The sequence below is a fragment of the Pseudomonas sp. RU47 genome, assembly GCF_004011755.1.
In the GTDB taxonomy this organism is placed as follows: Bacteria; Pseudomonadota; Gammaproteobacteria; order Pseudomonadales; family Pseudomonadaceae; genus Aquipseudomonas.
Genome location: NZ_CP022411.1, coordinates 5,137,704 through 5,156,437, shown reverse-complemented (window position 1 = coordinate 5,156,437; position 18,734 = coordinate 5,137,704). Strand labels below are relative to the sequence as shown.

Annotated in this window: 15 protein-coding genes; 9 read left to right on the top strand and 6 right to left on the bottom strand. The window is 59.9% G+C overall.

What is annotated here, in order from left to right; genetic code table 11:
* Positions 1-435: 435 nt before the first annotated feature.
* The 6 genes from CCX46_RS23545 to gap all read right to left on the bottom strand — a co-directional run bounded on the left by CCX46_RS23545 (position 436) and on the right by gap (position 7,220).
* Positions 436-846, bottom strand: a complete 411-nt coding sequence (locus CCX46_RS23545; protein ID WP_127929504.1) for a YbaN family protein — start codon at positions 844-846, stop codon at positions 436-438.
* A 163-nt stretch (positions 847-1,009) separates the two neighbouring features.
* Positions 1,010-1,606, bottom strand: a complete 597-nt coding sequence (locus CCX46_RS23540) for a biliverdin-producing heme oxygenase (RefSeq protein WP_127929503.1) — start codon at positions 1,604-1,606, stop codon at positions 1,010-1,012.
* Positions 1,607-1,717: 111 nt separating this feature from the next.
* Entirely contained in the window at positions 1,718-4,303 is a 2,586-nt protein-coding gene (locus tag CCX46_RS23535) for a TonB-dependent receptor (RefSeq protein ID WP_127929502.1), read from the bottom strand.
* 121 nt (positions 4,304-4,424) lie between these two features.
* Positions 4,425-5,390, bottom strand: a complete 966-nt coding sequence (locus CCX46_RS23530) for a FecR family protein (protein ID WP_127929501.1) — start codon at positions 5,388-5,390, stop codon at positions 4,425-4,427.
* A 101-nt stretch (positions 5,391-5,491) separates the two neighbouring features.
* Entirely contained in the window at positions 5,492-6,019 is a 528-nt protein-coding gene (locus CCX46_RS23525) for an RNA polymerase sigma factor (protein WP_127929500.1), read from the bottom strand.
* 199 nt (positions 6,020-6,218) lie between these two features.
* Positions 6,219-7,220 (bottom strand): type I glyceraldehyde-3-phosphate dehydrogenase, encoded by a 1,002-nt coding sequence (gene gap, locus CCX46_RS23520; protein WP_127929499.1) that lies wholly within the window; start codon positions 7,218-7,220, stop codon positions 6,219-6,221.
* Positions 7,221-7,440: 220 nt separating this feature from the next.
* Between gap and edd the strand changes: the two genes are divergently transcribed.
* The 9 genes from edd to CCX46_RS23470 all read left to right on the top strand — a co-directional run bounded on the left by edd (position 7,441) and on the right by CCX46_RS23470 (position 18,550).
* A complete protein-coding gene (edd, locus tag CCX46_RS23515) occupies positions 7,441-9,267 on the top strand; it encodes a phosphogluconate dehydratase (RefSeq protein WP_095112266.1) in 1,827 nt (608 codons plus the stop codon).
* Complete coding sequence (locus CCX46_RS23510; protein ID WP_127929498.1) at positions 9,264-10,223, top strand: glucokinase; 960 nt, start codon at positions 9,264-9,266, stop codon at positions 10,221-10,223. The genes edd and CCX46_RS23510 overlap by 4 nt, the downstream gene beginning before the upstream one ends.
* A 179-nt stretch (positions 10,224-10,402) precedes the next feature.
* Entirely contained in the window at positions 10,403-11,134 is a 732-nt protein-coding gene (locus CCX46_RS23500; protein WP_102900192.1) for a response regulator, read from the top strand.
* On the top strand, positions 11,124-12,593 hold the full coding sequence (locus tag CCX46_RS23495) for an ATP-binding protein (protein ID WP_127929497.1): 1,470 nt from the start codon (positions 11,124-11,126) through the stop codon (positions 12,591-12,593). The genes CCX46_RS23500 and CCX46_RS23495 overlap by 11 nt, the downstream gene beginning before the upstream one ends.
* A gap of 295 nt (positions 12,594-12,888) precedes the next feature.
* Positions 12,889-14,148 (top strand): D-mannose isomerase, encoded by a 1,260-nt coding sequence (locus CCX46_RS23490; protein ID WP_127929496.1) that lies wholly within the window; start codon positions 12,889-12,891, stop codon positions 14,146-14,148.
* Between the two features lie 119 nt (positions 14,149-14,267).
* Positions 14,268-15,569 (top strand): ABC transporter substrate-binding protein, encoded by a 1,302-nt coding sequence (locus CCX46_RS23485; RefSeq protein ID WP_127929495.1) that lies wholly within the window; start codon positions 14,268-14,270, stop codon positions 15,567-15,569.
* Positions 15,570-15,640: 71 nt separating this feature from the next.
* Positions 15,641-16,549, top strand: a complete 909-nt coding sequence (locus tag CCX46_RS23480) for a carbohydrate ABC transporter permease (RefSeq protein ID WP_007917874.1) — start codon at positions 15,641-15,643, stop codon at positions 16,547-16,549.
* Entirely contained in the window at positions 16,542-17,387 is an 846-nt protein-coding gene (locus tag CCX46_RS23475) for a carbohydrate ABC transporter permease (RefSeq protein ID WP_093430462.1), read from the top strand. The genes CCX46_RS23480 and CCX46_RS23475 overlap by 8 nt, the downstream gene beginning before the upstream one ends.
* A 2-nt stretch (positions 17,388-17,389) precedes the next feature.
* On the top strand, positions 17,390-18,550 hold the full coding sequence (locus CCX46_RS23470; RefSeq protein ID WP_127929494.1) for an ABC transporter ATP-binding protein: 1,161 nt from the start codon (positions 17,390-17,392) through the stop codon (positions 18,548-18,550).
* The last annotated feature ends 184 nt before the right edge of the window (positions 18,551-18,734 follow it).

Below are 18,734 nucleotides of genomic sequence, written 5' to 3'. Positions count from 1 at the left end.
ACGGCAGTGATCACCGTCAGGCTTTCGCCGAAGGTTTTCTGCACCCGCACCGCTTGTTCGGCGGCTTTGGCTTGCAGCAGGTTCTGCACACTGGCGGTGAGCAACTGGTTGCTGGAGTTGCTGACCAGTTCGTCGTTCTGGTTGGTCTGGTAGATGTTCATGCCGACGATCAGCGCGACCACACCGAGCAGGCACAGACCGGAGAGCAGAACGATTTTCAGGCGAATGGACAGAGAGTCGAACATGGGGCGATCTCGCGAATGAATAAACGGGTGGCTTGCGGACAAGAGCTGTCCGGTTCGCCAAATCCATTCAGCGCCATTCAATGCTCATCGGCGTGGAAGCAGAGGGCATGAGGCGGCTGCCGACGAACGGTCAGCGCTAAACGTTTGCGCAGGGGAAAGTGCTGAAAAAGCGAATAATTACAGGGATGTTTCAGTGTGAAGACGGGTCAGTGCAGACCCGGATGGATTCCGGGCGCGACCAGATCCACAGATTGCCCAGGCTCATCCCGGCAATTGCCAGATAGACCGGCCAGCCATGGTCGAGCATCACCAGCATTAAAGCCGCGCAGAGCAACATGCTCACCGTCGCGCTGACTTTGGCCTTGCGCGCGATGATCTTGCCGTTGCGCCAGTTGCTCAGGATCGGCCCGAACAGCCGATGGTTTTCCAGCCAGGCACTCAGGCGCGGCGAACTGCGAGTCGCGGCCCAGGCGGCGAGAAGGATGAACTCGGTGGTCGGCAGGCCGGGCACGACAATGGCGATCAGGCCGATGCCAAGGCTGACGTAGGCCAAGAGGCCGAACAGCACGCGGGCGAGTTTCGAGGAGGCGGGTTGCGGCATGGGCTCAGCGGTGGCTTCTGAAGCGGAATGGAGATCTTACAGGTTGTTGCAGTTCCCATGTGGGAGCGAGCCTGCTCGCGAATGCGGTGGATCAGTCACATTAATGTTGAATGTGCTGCCGTCTTCGCGAGCAGGCTCGCTCCCACAATGAATAGGTGTTGCTTCAGGCCGGTTCGGCTTCAGTGGCGTAAGCCTGTTCCAGCAGCACGGTGAAGCGGTTGAACGCATCGATCGCGCCTTGCTCGACTTCGGCTTCTTCCTCGGCAGTGAACTGCAGCGAGTCGAGGGTACGCACGAAGCTCTTCCAGCCTTCGGCACGGCCACCTTCAGGCTCACCCAAGTGACGGGCACCAAAGGTTTCGCTCAGCTCCAGCGCCACGGCGCGTTTGATCAGGAACGCCGCACCGAGCTTCGAACCTTCGGAGACAAAAATCCAACCCAGTGCGCGAGCCTTGCTCGGATTTTTCACCGCGCCTGCGATCGGTGCCGGCACTTCAGTGTCGAGGTCGGCAAGGTCAGCCTTGGCCGCTTCGGCGCGGCAACGGGCCGGCAGATCAGGCACGATCGCAGTCAATTCTGCATCGTTGTACAGGTCGACCAGTTCCGACTGGAACAGGTACTGCGCGACGACGAAACGGGCGAAATTGGCGCGGGTCTCGAACGGCGCGTGCGCCTTCACCAGTGCATCGAGTTTGCTGTGCGGCTCATGGGTGATCTGGTTCAGGCGTTGTGAACGCAGGGCTTTTTCCGAAGTGGTCATGACATGTCCTTGATAAAAGAGGCGCTTGATAACGAGACGAACAAGGCGACGTGCAAGCGTAAAAAAACCTCACGGCGCGGTGCCTGAACACGCGCAGTGAGGTTGGCCGGATCAGATGTCCCAGATCAGATTGATCGCGAAGTTGCGGCCCGGTTGGGTCAGGCGATCAAGGTTGGCCGGTTGCGTCACCGATGCTTCGCCGACGCTGTCGTAACCGCGCACGTCATCCCACAGCCAGTATTTCTTGTCGGTCAGGTTGTAGATGCCGCCGCTGACGGTGACGTCGTCGGTGACTTTGTAATAACCGGCCAGATCAAGAATGCCGAAGCCCGGGGTTTTGAACTGGCTGCTGACGCCATCCGGCGACTTGAAGTTGCTGTCGTCGACGCGATCCTTTTTCTTCACCAAGGTCCAGCTGAGCAGACCGCCGTAGTTGTCCTGGTCGTAACCCAGACCGAACACGCCGGTCAGCGGGTTGACGCTGTTGATCGGCTCGCCGTTGTCGTTGTTGCGACCGTAGGCGTAGGCGATCGAGCCCTGGGTGTAGAGGCCTTGCGGGGCGCCGAACGCATCCAGATTCAGACGACCTTTGACTTCCGCACCCTTGATGGTGGCGTGCTTGATGTTGGCCGACTGGAAGGTCAGCTCGTTGCGGCCCGGGGTCACAGCGTCTTCGTTGATGAAGTCGCGGTACTTGTTGTAGAACACTGCCACGTCGAACGAACCGTGTTCGAAGTTGCCGCGCAGACCGGTTTCATAGCTTTTGCTTTTTTCCGGTTCCAGGTCCGGGTTGGGCGCCACGCTGTAGCCGGTGGTGGTGTTTTCGAAGCGGCCGTACAGGGCTTTCGCGGTCGGTGTGCGGAAACCTTCAGCGTACTGACCGTACCAGGTGTAGTTCTCGGTCAGGGCGTAGGTCAGGCCGAATTTCGGCGAGACTTTGTGCCAGGTCTTGTTCTCGTCGCTGACCGTGCCTTGGCCGTCAGCTGCCACGGTGTTGAGGAATTCCTGAGTGATGTGCGGCTTGAGCTGGGTGTAGTCGTAGCGCAGGCCCGGCAGGAAGGTCCAGTTGTTCCAGCTGATCTGATCCTGAGCAAACACGCTGTAGGTGTTGATGGTCGGGTCCGGGAAGTCGGTGGCCTTGGCCAGCACGTCAGCGGTGCTGGTCGCACCAATGGCGGTGCAGCCACGACCGACGGCCAGGCAGGTGCCGTCGCCGCTGCGCGAGCCGGTGACTTTCTGCTGCTTGATGGTGGTGCCGTAAGTCAGCACGTGATCGGTGGCGCCGAGGGCGAACGCCTTGTCCAGTTGCGCATCGAAGACCCACTGCTTTTCTTCGTAAATGGTGTCGCGAGTACGCAGCACTTTACGGGTGATCGGGTAGTAGAACTCGGTGGTGCTCTGGTCAGTCTTGGCGATCTGGTGGTTGAGGCTCCACTTCACGTTGTCGACCAGCAGGCTGTCGAGGGCGAAGGAGTGTTCGATGCCGATACGTTCACGGGTGATGGTGTCGTTACCGGTGCGCCACTGGTACATGCCGCCGGGCAGTACGCTGTTGGGGATGGTCGGGGCGCCGTTGAAGTACGGGCCGCCGTAAGCACTTTTCTGATCGGTATCGCGATCATCCTTGTACTTTTCGTAGGTCAGGCCCAGGCGCGAATCTTCGTTGTAGTTCCAGCCGATCTTGGCCAGCACGTTGTAGGCGTTGACGTCTTCCGGGTTGGCGGCGGTGCGCTCAAGGCCAGTGCCATTGTTACTGCCGTAGGAATCGGTTTCGTGACCGTCGCGCTGACTGTAGTGCAGCAAGCCGTCGAACTGGTCGGCGCGGCCGGCGACGGTGGCGGACTTCAGCCAGCTGTCATCGGCGGAGCTGTAACCGGTTTTCAGGCGCGCACCGACATCTTTACCCGGCTTGATGATGTCGTCGGCATCGAGGGTGTAATAGCTGACGGCGCCGCCGATGGCGTTGCTGCCGTACAGCACCGAGGCCGGGCCACGGAGGATTTCCACGCGTTTGACGATTTCCGGGTCAACGTAATTGCGCTGGGTCTTGGCATACGGACCGTTGAAGAAACCGTCCGGCACTTCCACACCGTCAACCTGCGTCAGGATGCGGTCGCCGTCGATGCCGCGAATGTTGTAGCCGCTGATACCGCCACGCTGACCGGCGCCGCCCACGGAAACACCCGGCTCATAACGCACCAGATCCTTGATGGTGTTGACGTTGTTGCGGTCCAGATCCTGACGGGTCTGCACGGTGACGGTAGCCGGCACGCTGTTGACCGACTGCTCCTGACGGGTGGCGCTGATGGTCACCTGATCGAGGTTGAGTGTGCCGCTGTTGTTGCGCTTTTCCAGCACGACGTTGTTGTTGCTGATTTTGCGGAAGCTCAGGTTGGTCCCCACCAACATACGCTCCAGGGCTTTTTCCGGCGGCAACGAGCCACGCACGCCCGGCGACGACACGCCCTGACCCAATTCTGCCGGCAAGCCGACCTGCCAACCGGTCACGGCGGTGAAGGCATTGAGCGCCGACACCAGCGGCTGTTGGCCGATGGCGAACGAGTAATCGCCCATGTTGCGCGTTGGTTGCTCAGTGGCCGCCATCAGCGGCGCAGTACCGGCCATCAGGATGGCAGCGGTCAGCAGCGACAAGACGCGGGAAGGGGAGGAAGTCTGGCGGGTAAGGCGTGAGGACATCGATAGCGCTCCGTGTCGCACGAATCTTTATAGGTGCTGATTGACTCGCGTGTTGCGAATCAATTGCATTGGCTATAACGAGACGTACTGACGTTGGCTATCGAGTAAAAATAATTCTCATTTAGTTCAGGATGACCAGGGCGGGGAATTCTTTCAGTTGCGCCGAGGTGATCTGAGCGAGGGAACGAACCACGTCGAGCGGCTGGTCGAGACGGTAATTGCCGGTCACGGCGACGTCGGCCAACTGCTCGTTGTTGTTGATGATCCAGCCCGGGTAGTAACGGCGCAATTCGGCCAGCACCTGATTCAGCGGGCAGTTTTCGAACACCAGCCGGCCCTGCACCCACGCCAGATCCGTGTTGGCATCGAGTTTGGCCGGGCGGTCGAAACCGTTGGGACCGATGCGGATGCTCTCACCGGCAGTCAGGCGCACACGAGCATCGTTATGCGTGGCGCGCAGATCGACGTCGCCGCGCTGCACATTGACTTGCGCGACGCCATCGAGATAACGCACGGCGAACGCGGTATCGCGCACGCTGGCAGTGACTGGCCCGGCATCGATTTCCAGCGGTTGACTGCGACCGCTGGCAATCTCGAAAAACGCCTCGCCCTGAAACAACCGGGCAACGCGCTGCTGATCGTTGATGGTGCTGGAGAATGCCGAATTGGTATTGAGCAGGACTTTCGAGCCGTCCTCTAGTTGCAGACGCTGGCGTTCGCCAACCACCGTGAGGTGATCGGCCTGAAGGCGCATCGGCAAATTACTGAAACTGAACAAACCGAGGATCAGCACCGCAGCAGTGGCCAGCGGTTTCCAGTGCGGACGCAGACGCTGGAGGACGGTGACTTTCGCAGGTTTGGCCGCCAGGCTTTGTGCGCACTGGGCGACCTGCGGGCCGTCCCAGATCGCCTGAGCCTTGGCAAACGCCTCGGCATTCAACGGATCGGCCGCCAGCCAGGCGTGAAATTGCCGGGTCTGCTCCTCGTCCGGGCTGCCGAGCACGATGAGCCAGTCCAGTGCCTGGTCCATTGCGTTTGCAGCGTCCTGCACCGAATCCGGCGAAGGCGAGCGGTGGGTGTCCGTCACGGTGTTTCCTCGGGCTTCTGGCGAAGCAGTTTCTAGCGTCAAGCTGCAAGCTGCAAGCCAGATGCGTGTACTGCTTTTCGTTTTTACTTGGAGCTTGAAGCTTACAGCTTGCCGCTGCTGTCGTGTCGTTCAGCGACACCGATGCAAATGGTCATGATCAGCTTCAGTTCTTTCTGCACGGTGCTGAGGGAAACGTTCAGCTCATCAGCGATTTCCTGATAGCTGTTCCCGTGCAAACGGCTGAGGATGAAAATCTGCTGCTGGCGCGGGCTGAGTTGACTGAGACTCACGTTCAGGCGCTCCAGCATCTGTTCGGCGTGGGCGGCGTCTTCGGCGCTGCTGGCGGGGGCGGCGACGCTGTGCACGACATCCTGCGGCACATCATCGACCATGGTTCGCGAGTGGATCTTGCGCGCGCGCAAATGATCCAGCGCCAGATTGCGCGCGGTCTGGAAGACAAAAGGTTCGAGGTGATCGATGGCCCGCTCGCTCAACGCCCGCGTCACGCGCAGGTAGGTCTCCTGCAACAGGTCTTCTGCGGTGCTGTGATTGTTGACCATCCGTTCCAGCGTGCGCAGCAAGGACGTGCGCTGGGTGAGGAAGACGTGGTTGAAGCGCGATTGACTCACGGGAGGACCTGATCGATTTCAAGCGAATGATAATGCTTATCATCTAGTCGAATGGTCAAGCCCTGATTTTGAATAGAACGAAAAACCTTGTGGGAGCGAGCCTGCTCGCGAAAGCGGTGGATCAGCCAACATAAATGTTGAATGACACATCGTATTCGCGAGCAGGCTCGCTCCCACAGAGATAGGGGATTGCTTGAGATTATTCGGCGTTACACAACGCCAGGCAGTTATCCAGCATGCGATTCGAGAAGCCCCACTCGTTGTCATACCAGGCCAGCACTTTCAGCAGCTTGCCGCTGGATTTGGTGTGGTTGGCGTCGAAGATCGACGATAGCGGGTTATGGTTGAAGTCGCTGGATACCAGCGGCAGGGTGTTGAAGCCGAGAATCTTCGAGTGCTGGCTCGCGGATTTCATCAGCGCGTTGACTTCTTCGGCGCTGGCTTCTTTTTTCAGCTGCACGGTCAAATCCACCAGCGACACATTGATCACCGGCACGCGCACGGCCATGCCGGTCAGCTTACCCGCCAGTTCCGGCAGCACTAGGCCCACCGCTTCAGCGGCGCCGGTCTTGCTCGGGATCATGTTCTGCGTGGCCGAACGCGCGCGGTACGGGTCGGTGTGATAGACGTCGGTGAGGTTCTGATCGTTGGTGTAGGCATGAATGGTGGTCATCAGGCCGCTTTCGATCCCCAGCTCGCGGTGCAGCACCTGCGCCACCGGCGCCAGGCAGTTGGTGGTGCACGAAGCGTTGGAGATGATCTGGTGCGACTGGCGCAGAATGTCGTGGTTCACACCATAGACAACAGTGGCGTCGGCACCTTTGGCCGGGGCGGAGATGATCACTTTGCGCGCGCCGGCAGTAATATGCGCGGCGGCTTTGGCGCGGTCGGTGAAGAGACCGGTGCATTCGAACACCACATCAATCTTTTCCGCCGCCCATGGCAGTTCGGCCGGGTTGCGAATCGCGCTGACCGCAATGCGGTCGCCGTTGACGGTCAGACTTTCGTCGTCATGCTCGACTTGCGCGTCGAACGTGCCGTGAACGGTGTCGTATTTGAGCAGATGGGCATTGATCGAGCTGTCGCCAAGATCGTTGATGGCGACGATCTGCAAATCCTGTCGATAGCCTTGGGTATACAGTGCGCGCAGGACATTACGGCCGATGCGGCCAAAACCATTGATTGCGATTCGAAGAGTCATGGAACAGCGCCGCCGTCGTTTTGTTGTTGGAATTACAAGATTATTCGCATAAAAATAGAAAACAAGCCTTTTTAGTGGCAATATTTTGTTTTATCTACAACGAGTGACCTGAATCAACTGGTCCGAATGGTCAAAAAAGCCGTCTGTCATTCCAACAACAACGGCGTTTGATCAGCATAGACAATCAGGTCGCCACATCCGTTAGCCTGGAGTTCTACACATGCATCCCCGCGTTCTTGAGGTCACCGAACGGCTTATCGCCCGCAGCCGCGCCACGCGTCAGGCTTACCTTGCACTGATTCGCGGCGCCGCCACCGACGGGCCGATGCGCGGCAAGCTGCAATGCGCCAACTTCGCCCATGGCGTGGCCGGTTGCGGCAGCGAAGACAAGCACAGCCTGCGGATGATGAACTCGGCGAACATCGCCATTGTTTCTTCGTATAACGACATGCTCTCGGCGCATCAGCCGTATGAAGTCTTCCCGGAACAGATCAAGAACGCCCTGCGCGAAATCGGCTCGGTCGGCCAGTTCGCCGGTGGTACGCCAGCCATGTGCGACGGCGTCACCCAAGGTGAGCCAGGCATGGAACTGAGCCTGCCGAGCCGCGAAGTGATTGCCATGTCGACCGCTGTGGCGCTGTCGCACAACATGTTCGACGGCGCGCTGATGCTCGGCATCTGCGACAAGATCGTCCCGGGCCTGATGATGGGCTCGCTGCGCTTTGGTCACCTACCGACGATTTTCGTCCCGGGCGGGCCTATGGTCTCGGGGATTTCCAACAAGGAAAAAGCCGACGTGCGCCAGAAGTACGCCGAAGGCAAAGCCACCCGCGAAGAGCTGCTGGAATCGGAGATGAAGTCCTACCACAGCCCGGGCACCTGCACCTTCTACGGCACCGCCAACACCAACCAGTTGCTGATGGAAGTCATGGGCCTGCACTTGCCGGGCGCCTCGTTCGTCAACCCGAACACGCCGCTGCGTGACGCGCTGACCCGCGAAGCCGCGCACCAGGTCACGCGCCTGACCAAACAGAACGGCAACTTCATGCCGATCGGCGAAATCGTCGACGAGAAGTCGCTGGTCAACTCGATTGTCGCGTTGCACGCCACCGGCGGTTCGACCAACCACACCCTGCACATGCCGGCGATCGCCATGGCGGCGGGCATTCAACTGACCTGGCAAGACATGGCCGACCTCTCCGAAGTCGTGCCGACCCTGAGCCACGTCTACCCGAACGGCAAAGCTGACATCAACCACTTCCAGGCAGCGGGCGGCATGTCGTTCCTGATCCGTGAACTGCTTGGCGCCGGCCTGCTGCACGAAGACGTCAACACCGTGCTTGGCCACGGCCTGAGCAAATACACCAAGGAACCGTTCCTCGATAACGGCGAACTGGTCTGGCGCGAAGGCCCGGTCGACAGCCTCGACGAAAACATCCTGCGCCCGGTCGCTCGTGCGTTCTCGGCAGAGGGTGGTTTGCGCGTGATGGAAGGCAACCTCGGTCGCGGTGTGATGAAGGTGTCCGCCGTCGCCCTGGAGAACCAGATCGTCGAAGCGCCGGCGATGGTGTTCCAGGATCAGCAGGATCTGGCCGATGCGTTCAAGGCCGGTCTGCTGGAAAAAGATTTCGTCGCGGTAATGCGTTTCCAGGGCCCGCGCTCCAACGGCATGCCGGAGCTGCACAAAATGACGCCGTTCCTCGGCGTGCTACAGGATCGCGGCTTCAAAGTGGCATTGGTGACTGACGGGCGGATGTCCGGCGCCTCGGGGAAAATCCCCGCAGCGATTCACGTCAGCCCCGAAGCTTATGTCGGTGGTGCTTTGGCGCGCGTGCAAGAGGGCGATATCATCCGCGTCGATGGCGTCAAAGGCACTTTGGAACTTAAAGTCGACGCCGCAGAATTTGCAGCGCGCGAACCCGCCAAAGGCCTGTTGGGCAACAACATCGGCAGCGGTCGCGAACTGTTCGGCTTCATGCGCATGGCCTTCAGCTCGGCGGAGCAGGGCGCCAGCGCCTTCACTTCTGCCCTGGAGACGCTTAATTGAAACTGGCTTTGGTCGGTGACATCGGAGGCACCAACGCGCGGTTTGCGTTGTGGAAAAACCAGCAACTGGAATCGGTTCAGGTGCTGGCCACGGCCGACCACGCCAGCCCGGAAGAGGCGATCAGCCTCTACCTGAGCGGGCTCGGTCTGGCGCCGGGTTCGATCGGTTCGGTGTGCCTGTCGGTGGCCGGCCCGGTCAGTGGTGATGAATTCAAATTCACCAACAACCACTGGCGCCTGAGTCGCAGCGCATTCTGCAAAACCTTGCAGGTCGAACAGTTGTTGCTGGTCAATGACTTCTCGGCGATGGCGTTGGGCATGACCCGTTTGCAGCCGGGCGAATTCCGCGTGGTCTGCGAGGGCGCGCCGGAGCCGCTGCGTCCTGCCGTGGTGATCGGCCCGGGCACTGGCCTTGGCGTTGGTACCTTGCTCGATCTCGGTGAAGGCCGTTTTGCGGCATTGCCGGGCGAGGGCGGTCACGTTGATCTGCCGCTGAGCAGCCCGCGTGAAACCCAGTTGTGGCAGCACATCCACAATGAAATCGGCCATGTCAGCGCGGAAACCGCGTTGAGTGGCGGCGGTTTGCCGCGAGTCTATCGCGCGATCTGTGCAGTGGACGGGCATGAGCCAACGCTTGATACGCCGGAAGCGATCACGGCGGCCGGCCTTGCGGGGGATCCGATTGCGCTCGAAGTTCTGGAGCAGTTCTGCTGCTGGCTCGGACGCGTAGCCGGCAACAACGTGCTGACCACGGGCGGGCGTGGTGGGGTGTATATCGTTGGCGGTGTGATTCCACGGTTTGCCGATTTCTTCCTCGAAAGCGGTTTCGCCCGCAGCTTCGCTGACAAAGGGTGCATGAGCGATTACTTCAAAGGCATTCCGGTGTGGCTGGTGACAGCGCCGTATTCCGGCCTTGTCGGCGCTGGCGTAGCCCTGGACCAATCAATCCCGACCTGAAATGCAATCAAACTGTAGGAGTGAGCCTGCTCGCGATAGCTGTCTTGGATTCAACACATTCGTTGACTGACAAACCGTTATCGCGAGCAGGCTCACTCCTACAGTTGTTTTGTGGTGTTTGTAAAATCAGTGCTTAAGGCATAATCCGCCCCAATTCCAACAACAAGGATGCCTTCGAAGTGAGCTCAGTCAACAAGTCGATATTGTTGGTCGATGACGACCAGGAAATACGCGAGTTGCTGGAAACCTACCTGACCCGCGCCGGGTTTCAGGTACGGGCCACCGCCGACGGTGCCAGTTTCCGTCAGGCCCTCAACGAGGCGCCGAGCGATCTGGTGATCCTCGATGTCATGCTGCCCGACGAAGACGGCTTCAGCCTGTGCCGTTGGGTGCGTCAGCATCCGCGTCAGGCGCAGGTGCCGATCATCATGCTCACCGCCAGTTCCGACGAAGCCGACCGCGTGATCGGTCTGGAACTCGGCGCCGACGACTACCTCGGCAAACCCTTCAGCCCGCGCGAACTGCAAGCGCGCATCAAAGCCCTGCTGCGGCGTGCGCAATTCGGTCAGGAGCGCAGCGGCAGTGACGTGCTGGCCTTCGACGAGTGGCGGCTGGACATGGTCAGCCATCGGTTGTTTCACACCGACGGCGAGGAAGTGATTCTCTCCGGTGCCGACTTCGCCCTGCTGAAACTGTTCCTCGATCATCCGCAGGAAATCCTCGACCGCGACACGATCGGCAACGCCACCCGGGGCCGCGACCTGATGCCGCTCGATCGCATCGTCGACATGGCCGTCAGCCGTTTGCGTCAGCGTCTGCGCGACACCGAGAAACCGCCACGACTGATCCGCACTGTACGCGGCAGCGGCTACCAACTGGCAGCCAATGTGGTTGCCAGCAATGGTCACTGATTCGCTGCGTAAACTCGCCGCCAAGGTCCCGGTGCCGCGTTCGCTGCTCGGGCGCATGTTGCTGCTGACGCTGTTGGCTGTGTTGTTCGCACAGACGTTGTCCAGCGTGATCTGGGTCTCGCAATTGCGCGCCACGCAGCTCGAAGGCCTGGTCACCAGCGCCCGCAGCCTCGCCCATTCGATGACTGCCAGCGTCAGTTACTTCCGCTCGTTGCCGGTGGCTTATCGGCCCCTGGTGCTCGACCAATTGCGTAGCATGGGTGGTACCCGATTCGTCGTGACGCTCAACGACAAACCGCTGGGCATGGATGTGCTGCCGGTCACGCCGCGTAAAGCGGCGGTGATGAAAGCGGTCGACGAAGTGCTGCGGCAGACGTTGGGCCATGACACCGATATCTCGGTGACCTTTGTCAGCCCCGAAGATCTGCGGATCTTCAACGCCGGGCTGAAACTCGATGAGCTGCCGCGCTCGTGGGCGCATTACGCGCTGACCCTGGAGCCGGTCAATCCACCCGTGCTGGTCACGCAGATTCAAATGGCCCCGGGCGAATGGCTGTACATCGCCTCACTGTTGCCGGAGCCGTACACCAGTCTTGAAGAGCAAGGCCTGCCCTCGCAACAGGTGTGGTTCATCGTTCTCACTAGCGGATTCCTGCTGCTGTTCATCGGTCTGCTGGTGCACTGGCAGAGCCGGCCGCTCAAGCGTCTGGCACGGGCTGCGCGGGATTTGTCGCTGGGCGCCGACGTCGAGCCGGTGGCCGAGGGCGGCGGCAGTGAGGTGGTCGAAGTGGGGCGTGCGTTCAACACCATGCGCGAACGCATCAGCCGTTACCTGACTGAACGCAGCCAGTTGTTCAGCGCGATCTCCCATGACCTGCGCACGCCTATTACCCGTTTGCGTTTGCGTGTCGAATTGCTCGAAGACGAAAAGCTGCAAGCCAAGTTCGGCTGTGATCTGGATGAGCTGGAGTTGTTGGTCAAAGGTGCGCTGCAGTGTGTGAAAGACACTGACATCCACGAGAACATCGAGCCGGTGGATCTCAACCATGTGCTGGATTGTCTGGTCGAGCCGTACCTGGCGCCGAACGGCAACGGTCGTGTGACTCAGCATGGTCGCGCGTTGGCGGCGTATCCGGGTAAGCCTTTGGCGTTGAAACGCTGCATCGGCAATTTGATCGACAACGCCTTGAAGTATGGGCAGAACGCGCATCTGCACATTGATGACGATGACAGCGCGTTTGTGTTGCACGTTGATGATGAAGGGCCGGGCGTGCCGGAGCAGCGCTTGGAGCAGGTGTTCGAGCCGCACTTCAGGCTGGCGGGGCAGCAGCAGGGTTATGGCTTGGGGTTGGGCATCGCGCGCAATATTGCCCACAGCCATGGTGGGGAAGTGACGTTGCAGAATTTGCGTGAGGGTGGGTTGCGGGTGACCCTGCAATTGCCGCGTTCGGCGGATTGAGTCAAAAGCTTTCCCTCACCCTAGCCCTCTCCCGGGGGGAGAGGGGACTGATCGGGGGATGCTGCAGAGATACGCCGACCTGGAAGTCCGGTAGCGAATCCATAATCGACTCGATGTGTCAGGTCGGCGGATAACTCAGCACCACTCGGTCGGCCCCCTCTACCTCTGGGAGAGGGCTGGGGTGAGGGCGGCTCTTTTGTCACGACCTGGTGACAAAACCCGCCCCCTTCGTTACAAGCCCACCCCGACCCGTTGTTTAGACTCCCCGCAGTCATAACAACAAAAAAGGCCACCCATGGATCTCTTCCACCCAGGCTTCAGCAGTTGGCTGAACGCCCCTGCCCACCAGCAATGGCTCGCCGCCGAAGGCCTGCGCCTGCTGGATTTCGCCAAGGCAGCAAAACTTCCTCAAGGTTTCGGCAACCTCGACGAACGCGGCCGTCTGCCCGCGAGCGCGCAAGCCGAAACCATGAACACCGCGCGCATGACCCACAGCTTCGCCATGGCCCACATTCAGGGCCTGCCGGGTTTTGCCGAACTGGTCGATCACGGCATCGCCGCCCTGCGCGGGCCATTGCGCGATGCCTTGCACGGTGGCTGGTTTGCCGTCGCCGAACACCGCGACGACAACACCGGCAAGAACGCCTACCTGCATGCGTTTGTCGCACTGGCGGCCAGCTCTGCGGTGGTTGCGCAGCGTCCCGGCGCGCAAGCCTTGCTGGATGACGCCATCGACATCATCGACACCTATTTCTGGAGCGAAGAAGAGGGCGCCATGCGCGAATTCTTCAACCGCGACTGGAGCGAAGAAGAAGCCTATCGCGGCGCCAACAGCAACATGCACGCCACCGAAGCGTTCCTCGCACTGGCCGATGTCACTGAAGATCCGCGCTGGCTGGTGCGTGCGCAACGCATCGTCGAGCGGGTGATCCACGGTCACGCTGCCGGCAACGGTTACATGGTCATCGAGCACTTCGACCGTGACTGGCAGCCGCTGCGTGAATACAACCACGACAATCCCGCTGACGGTTTCCGCCCTTACGGCACCACACCGGGCCACGGTTTCGAGTGGGCGCGGCTGTTGCTGCACCTCGAAGCTGCGCGGGTTCAGGCTGGCATGCTCACGCCGGGTTGGCTGGCGACCGACGCGCAGAAACTGTTCGAGAACAACTGCCGCAACGGCTGGAACGTCGATGGTTTGCCGGGCATCGTCTACACCCTCGACTGGGACAACAACGCCGTGGTCCGCCATCGCTTGCACTGGACCCACGCCGAAGCCAGCGCCGCTGCCAGTGCCTTGCTTAAACGCACAGGCGATGCGCAATACGAAAGCTGGTACCGGCTGTTCTGGGAATTCTGCGAGATGAATTTCATCGACCGTTGCGACGGCAGCTGGCACCACGAACTCAATCCGCAAAACCTGCCAAGTGCCGATATCTGGGCGGGCAAGCCCGATCTGTATCACGCCTGGCAAGCCGTGCTGATTCCGCGTCTACCCTTGTCACCCAGTATGGCGACTGCGCTGGCGCAGTTATCCCAGAGCAGTCCTGTGTAACCATGTGGTGACATTCGCGCATCCCTTCGTTACCTGCGAAGGGAAACGTCCTGTTTAAACTCCTGTGCAGCGCAAGCACCAGACTTGCAATGCATAACAACAAGAAAGGTACATCTCAGATGAATGCGATTTCTCGCCTCGCTACTGTCATTTCTGTCGCCTCCCTGTTCCCGCTCGCAATTCTGCCGCTCAGTGTTTCCGCTGCCGAATCCAAAGGTTCGGTCGAAGTCGTGCACTGGTGGACCTCCGGTGGCGAAAAAGCCGCTGTTGATGTGCTCAAGGCGCAAGTCGAAAAAGACGGTTTCACCTGGAAAGACGGCGCTGTCGCCGGCGGTGGCGGTGCGACTGCCATGACCGTGCTGAAAAGCCGTGCCGTTGCCGGCAACCCGCCTGGCGTAGCCCAGATCAAAGGCCCGGACATTCAGGAGTGGGCATCCACTGGCCTGCTCGACACCGACGTGCTGAAAGACGTCGCCAAGTCGGAAAAGTGGGACAGCCTGCTCGACAAGAAAGTCTCCGATACCGTGAAGTACGACGGTGATTACGTGGCCGTGCCGGTGAACATTCACCGCGTGAACTGGCTGTGGATCAACCCGCAAGTGTTCAAGAAAGCCGGGATCACCAAGAACCCGACCACCCTCGAAGAATTCTATGCCGCTGGCGACAAGCTGAAAGCTGCGGGCTTCATTCCGCTGGCTCACGGCGGTCAGCCTTGGCAGGACAGCACCGTGTTCGAAGCCGTGGTGCTTTCGGTCATGGGTGTCGATGGTTACAAGAAAGCCCTGGTTGACCTGGACAACGCCGCGCTGACCGGCCCGGAAATGGTCAAGGCGCTGACCGAGCTGAAGAAAGTCGCGACCTACATGGACGCCGATGGCAAAGGTCAAGACTGGAACCTCGAAGCGGCCAAAGTCATCAACGGCAAGGCCGGCATGCAGATCATGGGTGACTGGGCCAAGTCCGAATGGACCGCGGCCAAGAAAGTCGCTGGCAAGGACTACGAGTGCGTAGCCTTCCCGGGCACCGACAAAGCGTTCACCTACAACATCGACTCGCTGGCCGTGTTCAAGCAGAAGGACGCAGGCACTGCGGCCGGTCAACAGGACATCGCCAAAGTCGTGCTGGGTGAAAACTTCCAGAAAGTTTTCAGCATCAACAAAGGCTCGATCCCGGTGCGCAACGACATGTTGAACGACATGGAGAAACTCGGCTTCGACTCCTGCGCCCAGACTGCTGCCAAGGACTTCCTGGCGGACGCCAAATCCGGTGGCCTGCAACCAAGCATGGCGCACAACATGGCGACCACGCTGGCGGTGCAAGGCGCGTTCTTTGATGTCGTGACCAACTACATCAACGACCCGAAAGCCGACCCGGCCGACACCGCCAAGAAACTTGGTGCTGCGATCAAGTCGTCCAAATAAGCGTCGGTAGCACAGGCTCGCTCCCACAAGGGATCTCACTGTAGTTTTTATTCCCTGTACTGGATTTCCCCATGAGTTCTGTTGCTGTGTTCAGCAAGGCCTCGCCGTTCGATGCATTGCAGCGCTGGCTACCAAAACTGGTGCTGGCGCCGAGCATGTTCATCGTGCTGGTGGGCTTCTATGGCTACATCCTGTGGACATTCGTGCTGTCGTTCACCACCTCGACCTTCCTGCCCAACTACAAGTGGGCCGGTCTGGCGCAATACGCGCGGTTGTTCGACAACGACCGCTGGTGGGTCGCGAGCAAAAACCTCGCGGTGTTCGGCGGCATGTTCATCGGCATCACCTTGGTGATTGGCGTGTTGCTGGCGGTGTTCCTCGATCAGCGCATCCGTCGTGAAGGCTTTATCCGCACTATTTACCTGTACCCGATGGCGCTCTCGATGATCGTCACCGGTACCGCGTGGAAATGGCTGCTCAACCCGGGCATGGGCCTGGACAAATTGTTGCGTGACTGGGGCTGGGAAGGCTTCCGTCTCGACTGGCTGATCGACCCGGATCGCGTGGTCTATTGCCTGGTGATCGCCGCTGTCTGGCAAGCCTCGGGCTTCATCATGGCGATGTTCCTCGCTGGCCTGCGTGGCGTTGATCAATCGATCATCCGTGCCGCGCAGATCGATGGCGCAAGCATGCCGACGATCTACTGGAAAGTGGTGCTGCCAAGCCTGCGTCCGGTGTTCTTCAGTGCGGTGATGATTCTGGCGCACATCGCGATCAAGAGCTTCGACCTGGTCGCGGCGATGACTGCCGGTGGCCCGGGTTATTCCTCCGACCTGCCCGCGATGTTCATGTATTCCTTCACCTTCAGTCGCGGCCAGATGGGCATGGGCTCGGCCAGTGCGATTCTGATGCTCGGTGCGATCCTCGCGATCATCGTGCCTTACCTGTATTCCGAGCTGAGGACCAAGCGCAATGACTAGTCTCGCTGCCAAACCTGCTATCAGCCTGAGTCGCATCGCGATCTACGCAGTGCTGATCATCGCTGTACTGCTTTATCTGGTGCCGCTGGTGGTCATGTTGCTGACCAGCTTCAAGACCCCGGAAGACATCAGCACCGGCAATCTGCTGAGCTGGCCGACCGTGGTCAGCGGCATCGGCTGGGTCAAGGCCTGGGCCACGGTTGACGGCTACTTCTGGAACTCGATCAAGATCACCGTTCCGGCGGTAATTATCTCCACCGCCATCGGTGCGTTGAACGGTTACGTGCTGTCGTTCTGGCGCTTCCGCGGTTCGCAGTTGTTCTTCGGCCTGCTGTTATTCGGCTGCTTCCTGCCGTTCCAGACCGTGCTGCTGCCGGCCTCGTTCACCCTCGGCAAGATGGGCCTGGCGAGCACCACCACCGGTCTGGTGTTTATCCACGTGGTTTACGGCCTGGCGTTCACCACGCTGTTCTTCCGTAACTACTACGTGAGCATTCCGGATGCGCTGGTGAAAGCCGCACGCCTCGACGGCGCGGGTTTCTTTACGATTTTCCGCCGCATCATTCTGCCGATGTCGACGCCGATCATCATGGTCTGCCTGATCTGGCAGTTCACTCAGATATGGAACGACTTCCTGTTCGGTGTGGTGTTCTCCAGCGGTGATTCGCAACCGATCACGGTGGCGTTGAACAACCTGGTCAACACCAGCACCGGCGCCAAGGAATACAACGTTGATATGGCAGCGGCGATGATCGCCGGCTTGCCGACCCTGCTGGTCTATGTGGTCGCAGGCAAGTATTTCGTGCGCGGGCTGACGGCCGGCGCAGTCAAGGGGTAATCATGGCAACGCTCGAACTTCGCAACGTCAACAAGACTTACGGTGCCGGCCTGCCGGACACCCTGAAAAACATCGAACTGTCGATCAAGGACGGTGAGTTCCTGATCCTCGTTGGCCCGTCGGGCTGCGGCAAGTCGACCCTGATGAACTGCATCGCCGGTCTGGAAACCATCACCGGCGGCGCGATCATGATCGGTGATCAGGACGTCAGCGGCATGAGCCCGAAGGATCGCGACATCGCCATGGTGTTCCAGTCCTACGCGCTGTACCCGACCATGAGCGTGCGCGAGAACATCGAATTCGGCCTGAAGATTCGCAAGATGCCTCAGGCCGCGATCGACGAAGAAGTCGCGCGCGTGGCCAAGCTGTTGCAGATCGAACATCTGCTGAATCGCAAGCCGGGTCAGCTCTCCGGTGGTCAGCAACAGCGTGTGGCGATGGGCCGTGCACTGGCGCGTCGACCAAAGATTTATCTGTTCGACGAACCGCTGTCCAACCTCGACGCCAAGCTGCGCGTCGAGATGCGCACTGAAATGAAACTGATGCACCAGCGCCTGAAAACCACCACGGTCTACGTGACCCACGACCAGATCGAAGCGATGACCCTGGGCGACAAGGTTGCGGTGATGAAGGACGGCATCATCCAGCAGTTCGGCACGCCAAAAGAGATCTATAACGACCCGGCCAACCTGTTTGTGGCGAGCTTCATCGGTTCGCCGCCGATGAACTTCATCCCGCTGCGTCTGCAACGCAAGGACGGTCGTCTGCTGGCGCTGCTCGACAGCGGTCAGGCGCGTTGCGAGTTGCCGATGAGCATGCAGGACGCCGGTCTCGAAGATCGCGAAGTGATCCTCGGTCTGCGCCCGGAGCAGATCGTATTGGCGAACGGCGAGGGCAATGGCCTGCCGAGCATTCGTGCCGAAGTGCAGGTGACCGAACCAACCGGTCCGGACACGCTGGTGTTCGTCAACCTGAATGACACCAAAGTCTGCTGCCGTCTGGCGCCGGACGTGGCACCGCAGGTGGGCGAGAACCTGACGCTGCAATTCGATCCGTCGAAAGTGTTGTTGTTCGATGCCAACACCGGCGAGCGCCTCGGCACTGCCGGGCAACCACAGACCGATGCGCGGTCTGCGAACGTGGCGCAATTCAAAGGCCGCTGAAGAACAAATGTGGGAGCGAGCCTGCTCGCGAAAGCGGTCTGACATCCAGCATTGATGTCGCCTGATACACCGCATTCGCGAGCAGGCTCGCTCCCACAAAGGAGCACGCGGTGGATTGCCTGTAATCCATCGCAATTTATGTAAACCGCGTTAGATAAAAACAGTTAATAACAATAAAGACGAG

What these genes read in the sequence shown, in the direction of transcription:
- CCX46_RS23475 (WP_093430462.1), top strand. Translation starts at nt 16,542, where the DNA reads ATGACTAGTCTCGCTGCCAAACCTGCTATCAGCCTGAGTCGCATCGCG.
- CCX46_RS23495 (WP_127929497.1), top strand. Translation starts at nt 11,124, where the DNA reads ATGGTCACTGATTCGCTGCGTAAACTCGCCGCCAAGGTCCCGGTGCCG.
- CCX46_RS23490 (WP_127929496.1), top strand. Translation starts at nt 12,889, where the DNA reads ATGGATCTCTTCCACCCAGGCTTCAGCAGTTGGCTGAACGCCCCTGCC.
- CCX46_RS23485 (WP_127929495.1), top strand. Translation starts at nt 14,268, where the DNA reads ATGAATGCGATTTCTCGCCTCGCTACTGTCATTTCTGTCGCCTCCCTG.
- edd (WP_095112266.1), top strand. Translation starts at nt 7,441, where the DNA reads ATGCATCCCCGCGTTCTTGAGGTCACCGAACGGCTTATCGCCCGCAGC.
- CCX46_RS23545 (WP_127929504.1), bottom strand. Translation starts at nt 846, where the DNA reads ATGCCGCAACCCGCCTCCTCGAAACTCGCCCGCGTGCTGTTCGGCCTC.
- gap (WP_127929499.1), bottom strand. Translation starts at nt 7,220, where the DNA reads ATGACTCTTCGAATCGCAATCAATGGTTTTGGCCGCATCGGCCGTAAT.
- CCX46_RS23480 (WP_007917874.1), top strand. Translation starts at nt 15,641, where the DNA reads ATGAGTTCTGTTGCTGTGTTCAGCAAGGCCTCGCCGTTCGATGCATTG.
- CCX46_RS23535 (WP_127929502.1), bottom strand. Translation starts at nt 4,303, where the DNA reads ATGTCCTCACGCCTTACCCGCCAGACTTCCTCCCCTTCCCGCGTCTTG.
- CCX46_RS23470 (WP_127929494.1), top strand. Translation starts at nt 17,390, where the DNA reads ATGGCAACGCTCGAACTTCGCAACGTCAACAAGACTTACGGTGCCGGC.
- CCX46_RS23540 (WP_127929503.1), bottom strand. Translation starts at nt 1,606, where the DNA reads ATGACCACTTCGGAAAAAGCCCTGCGTTCACAACGCCTGAACCAGATC.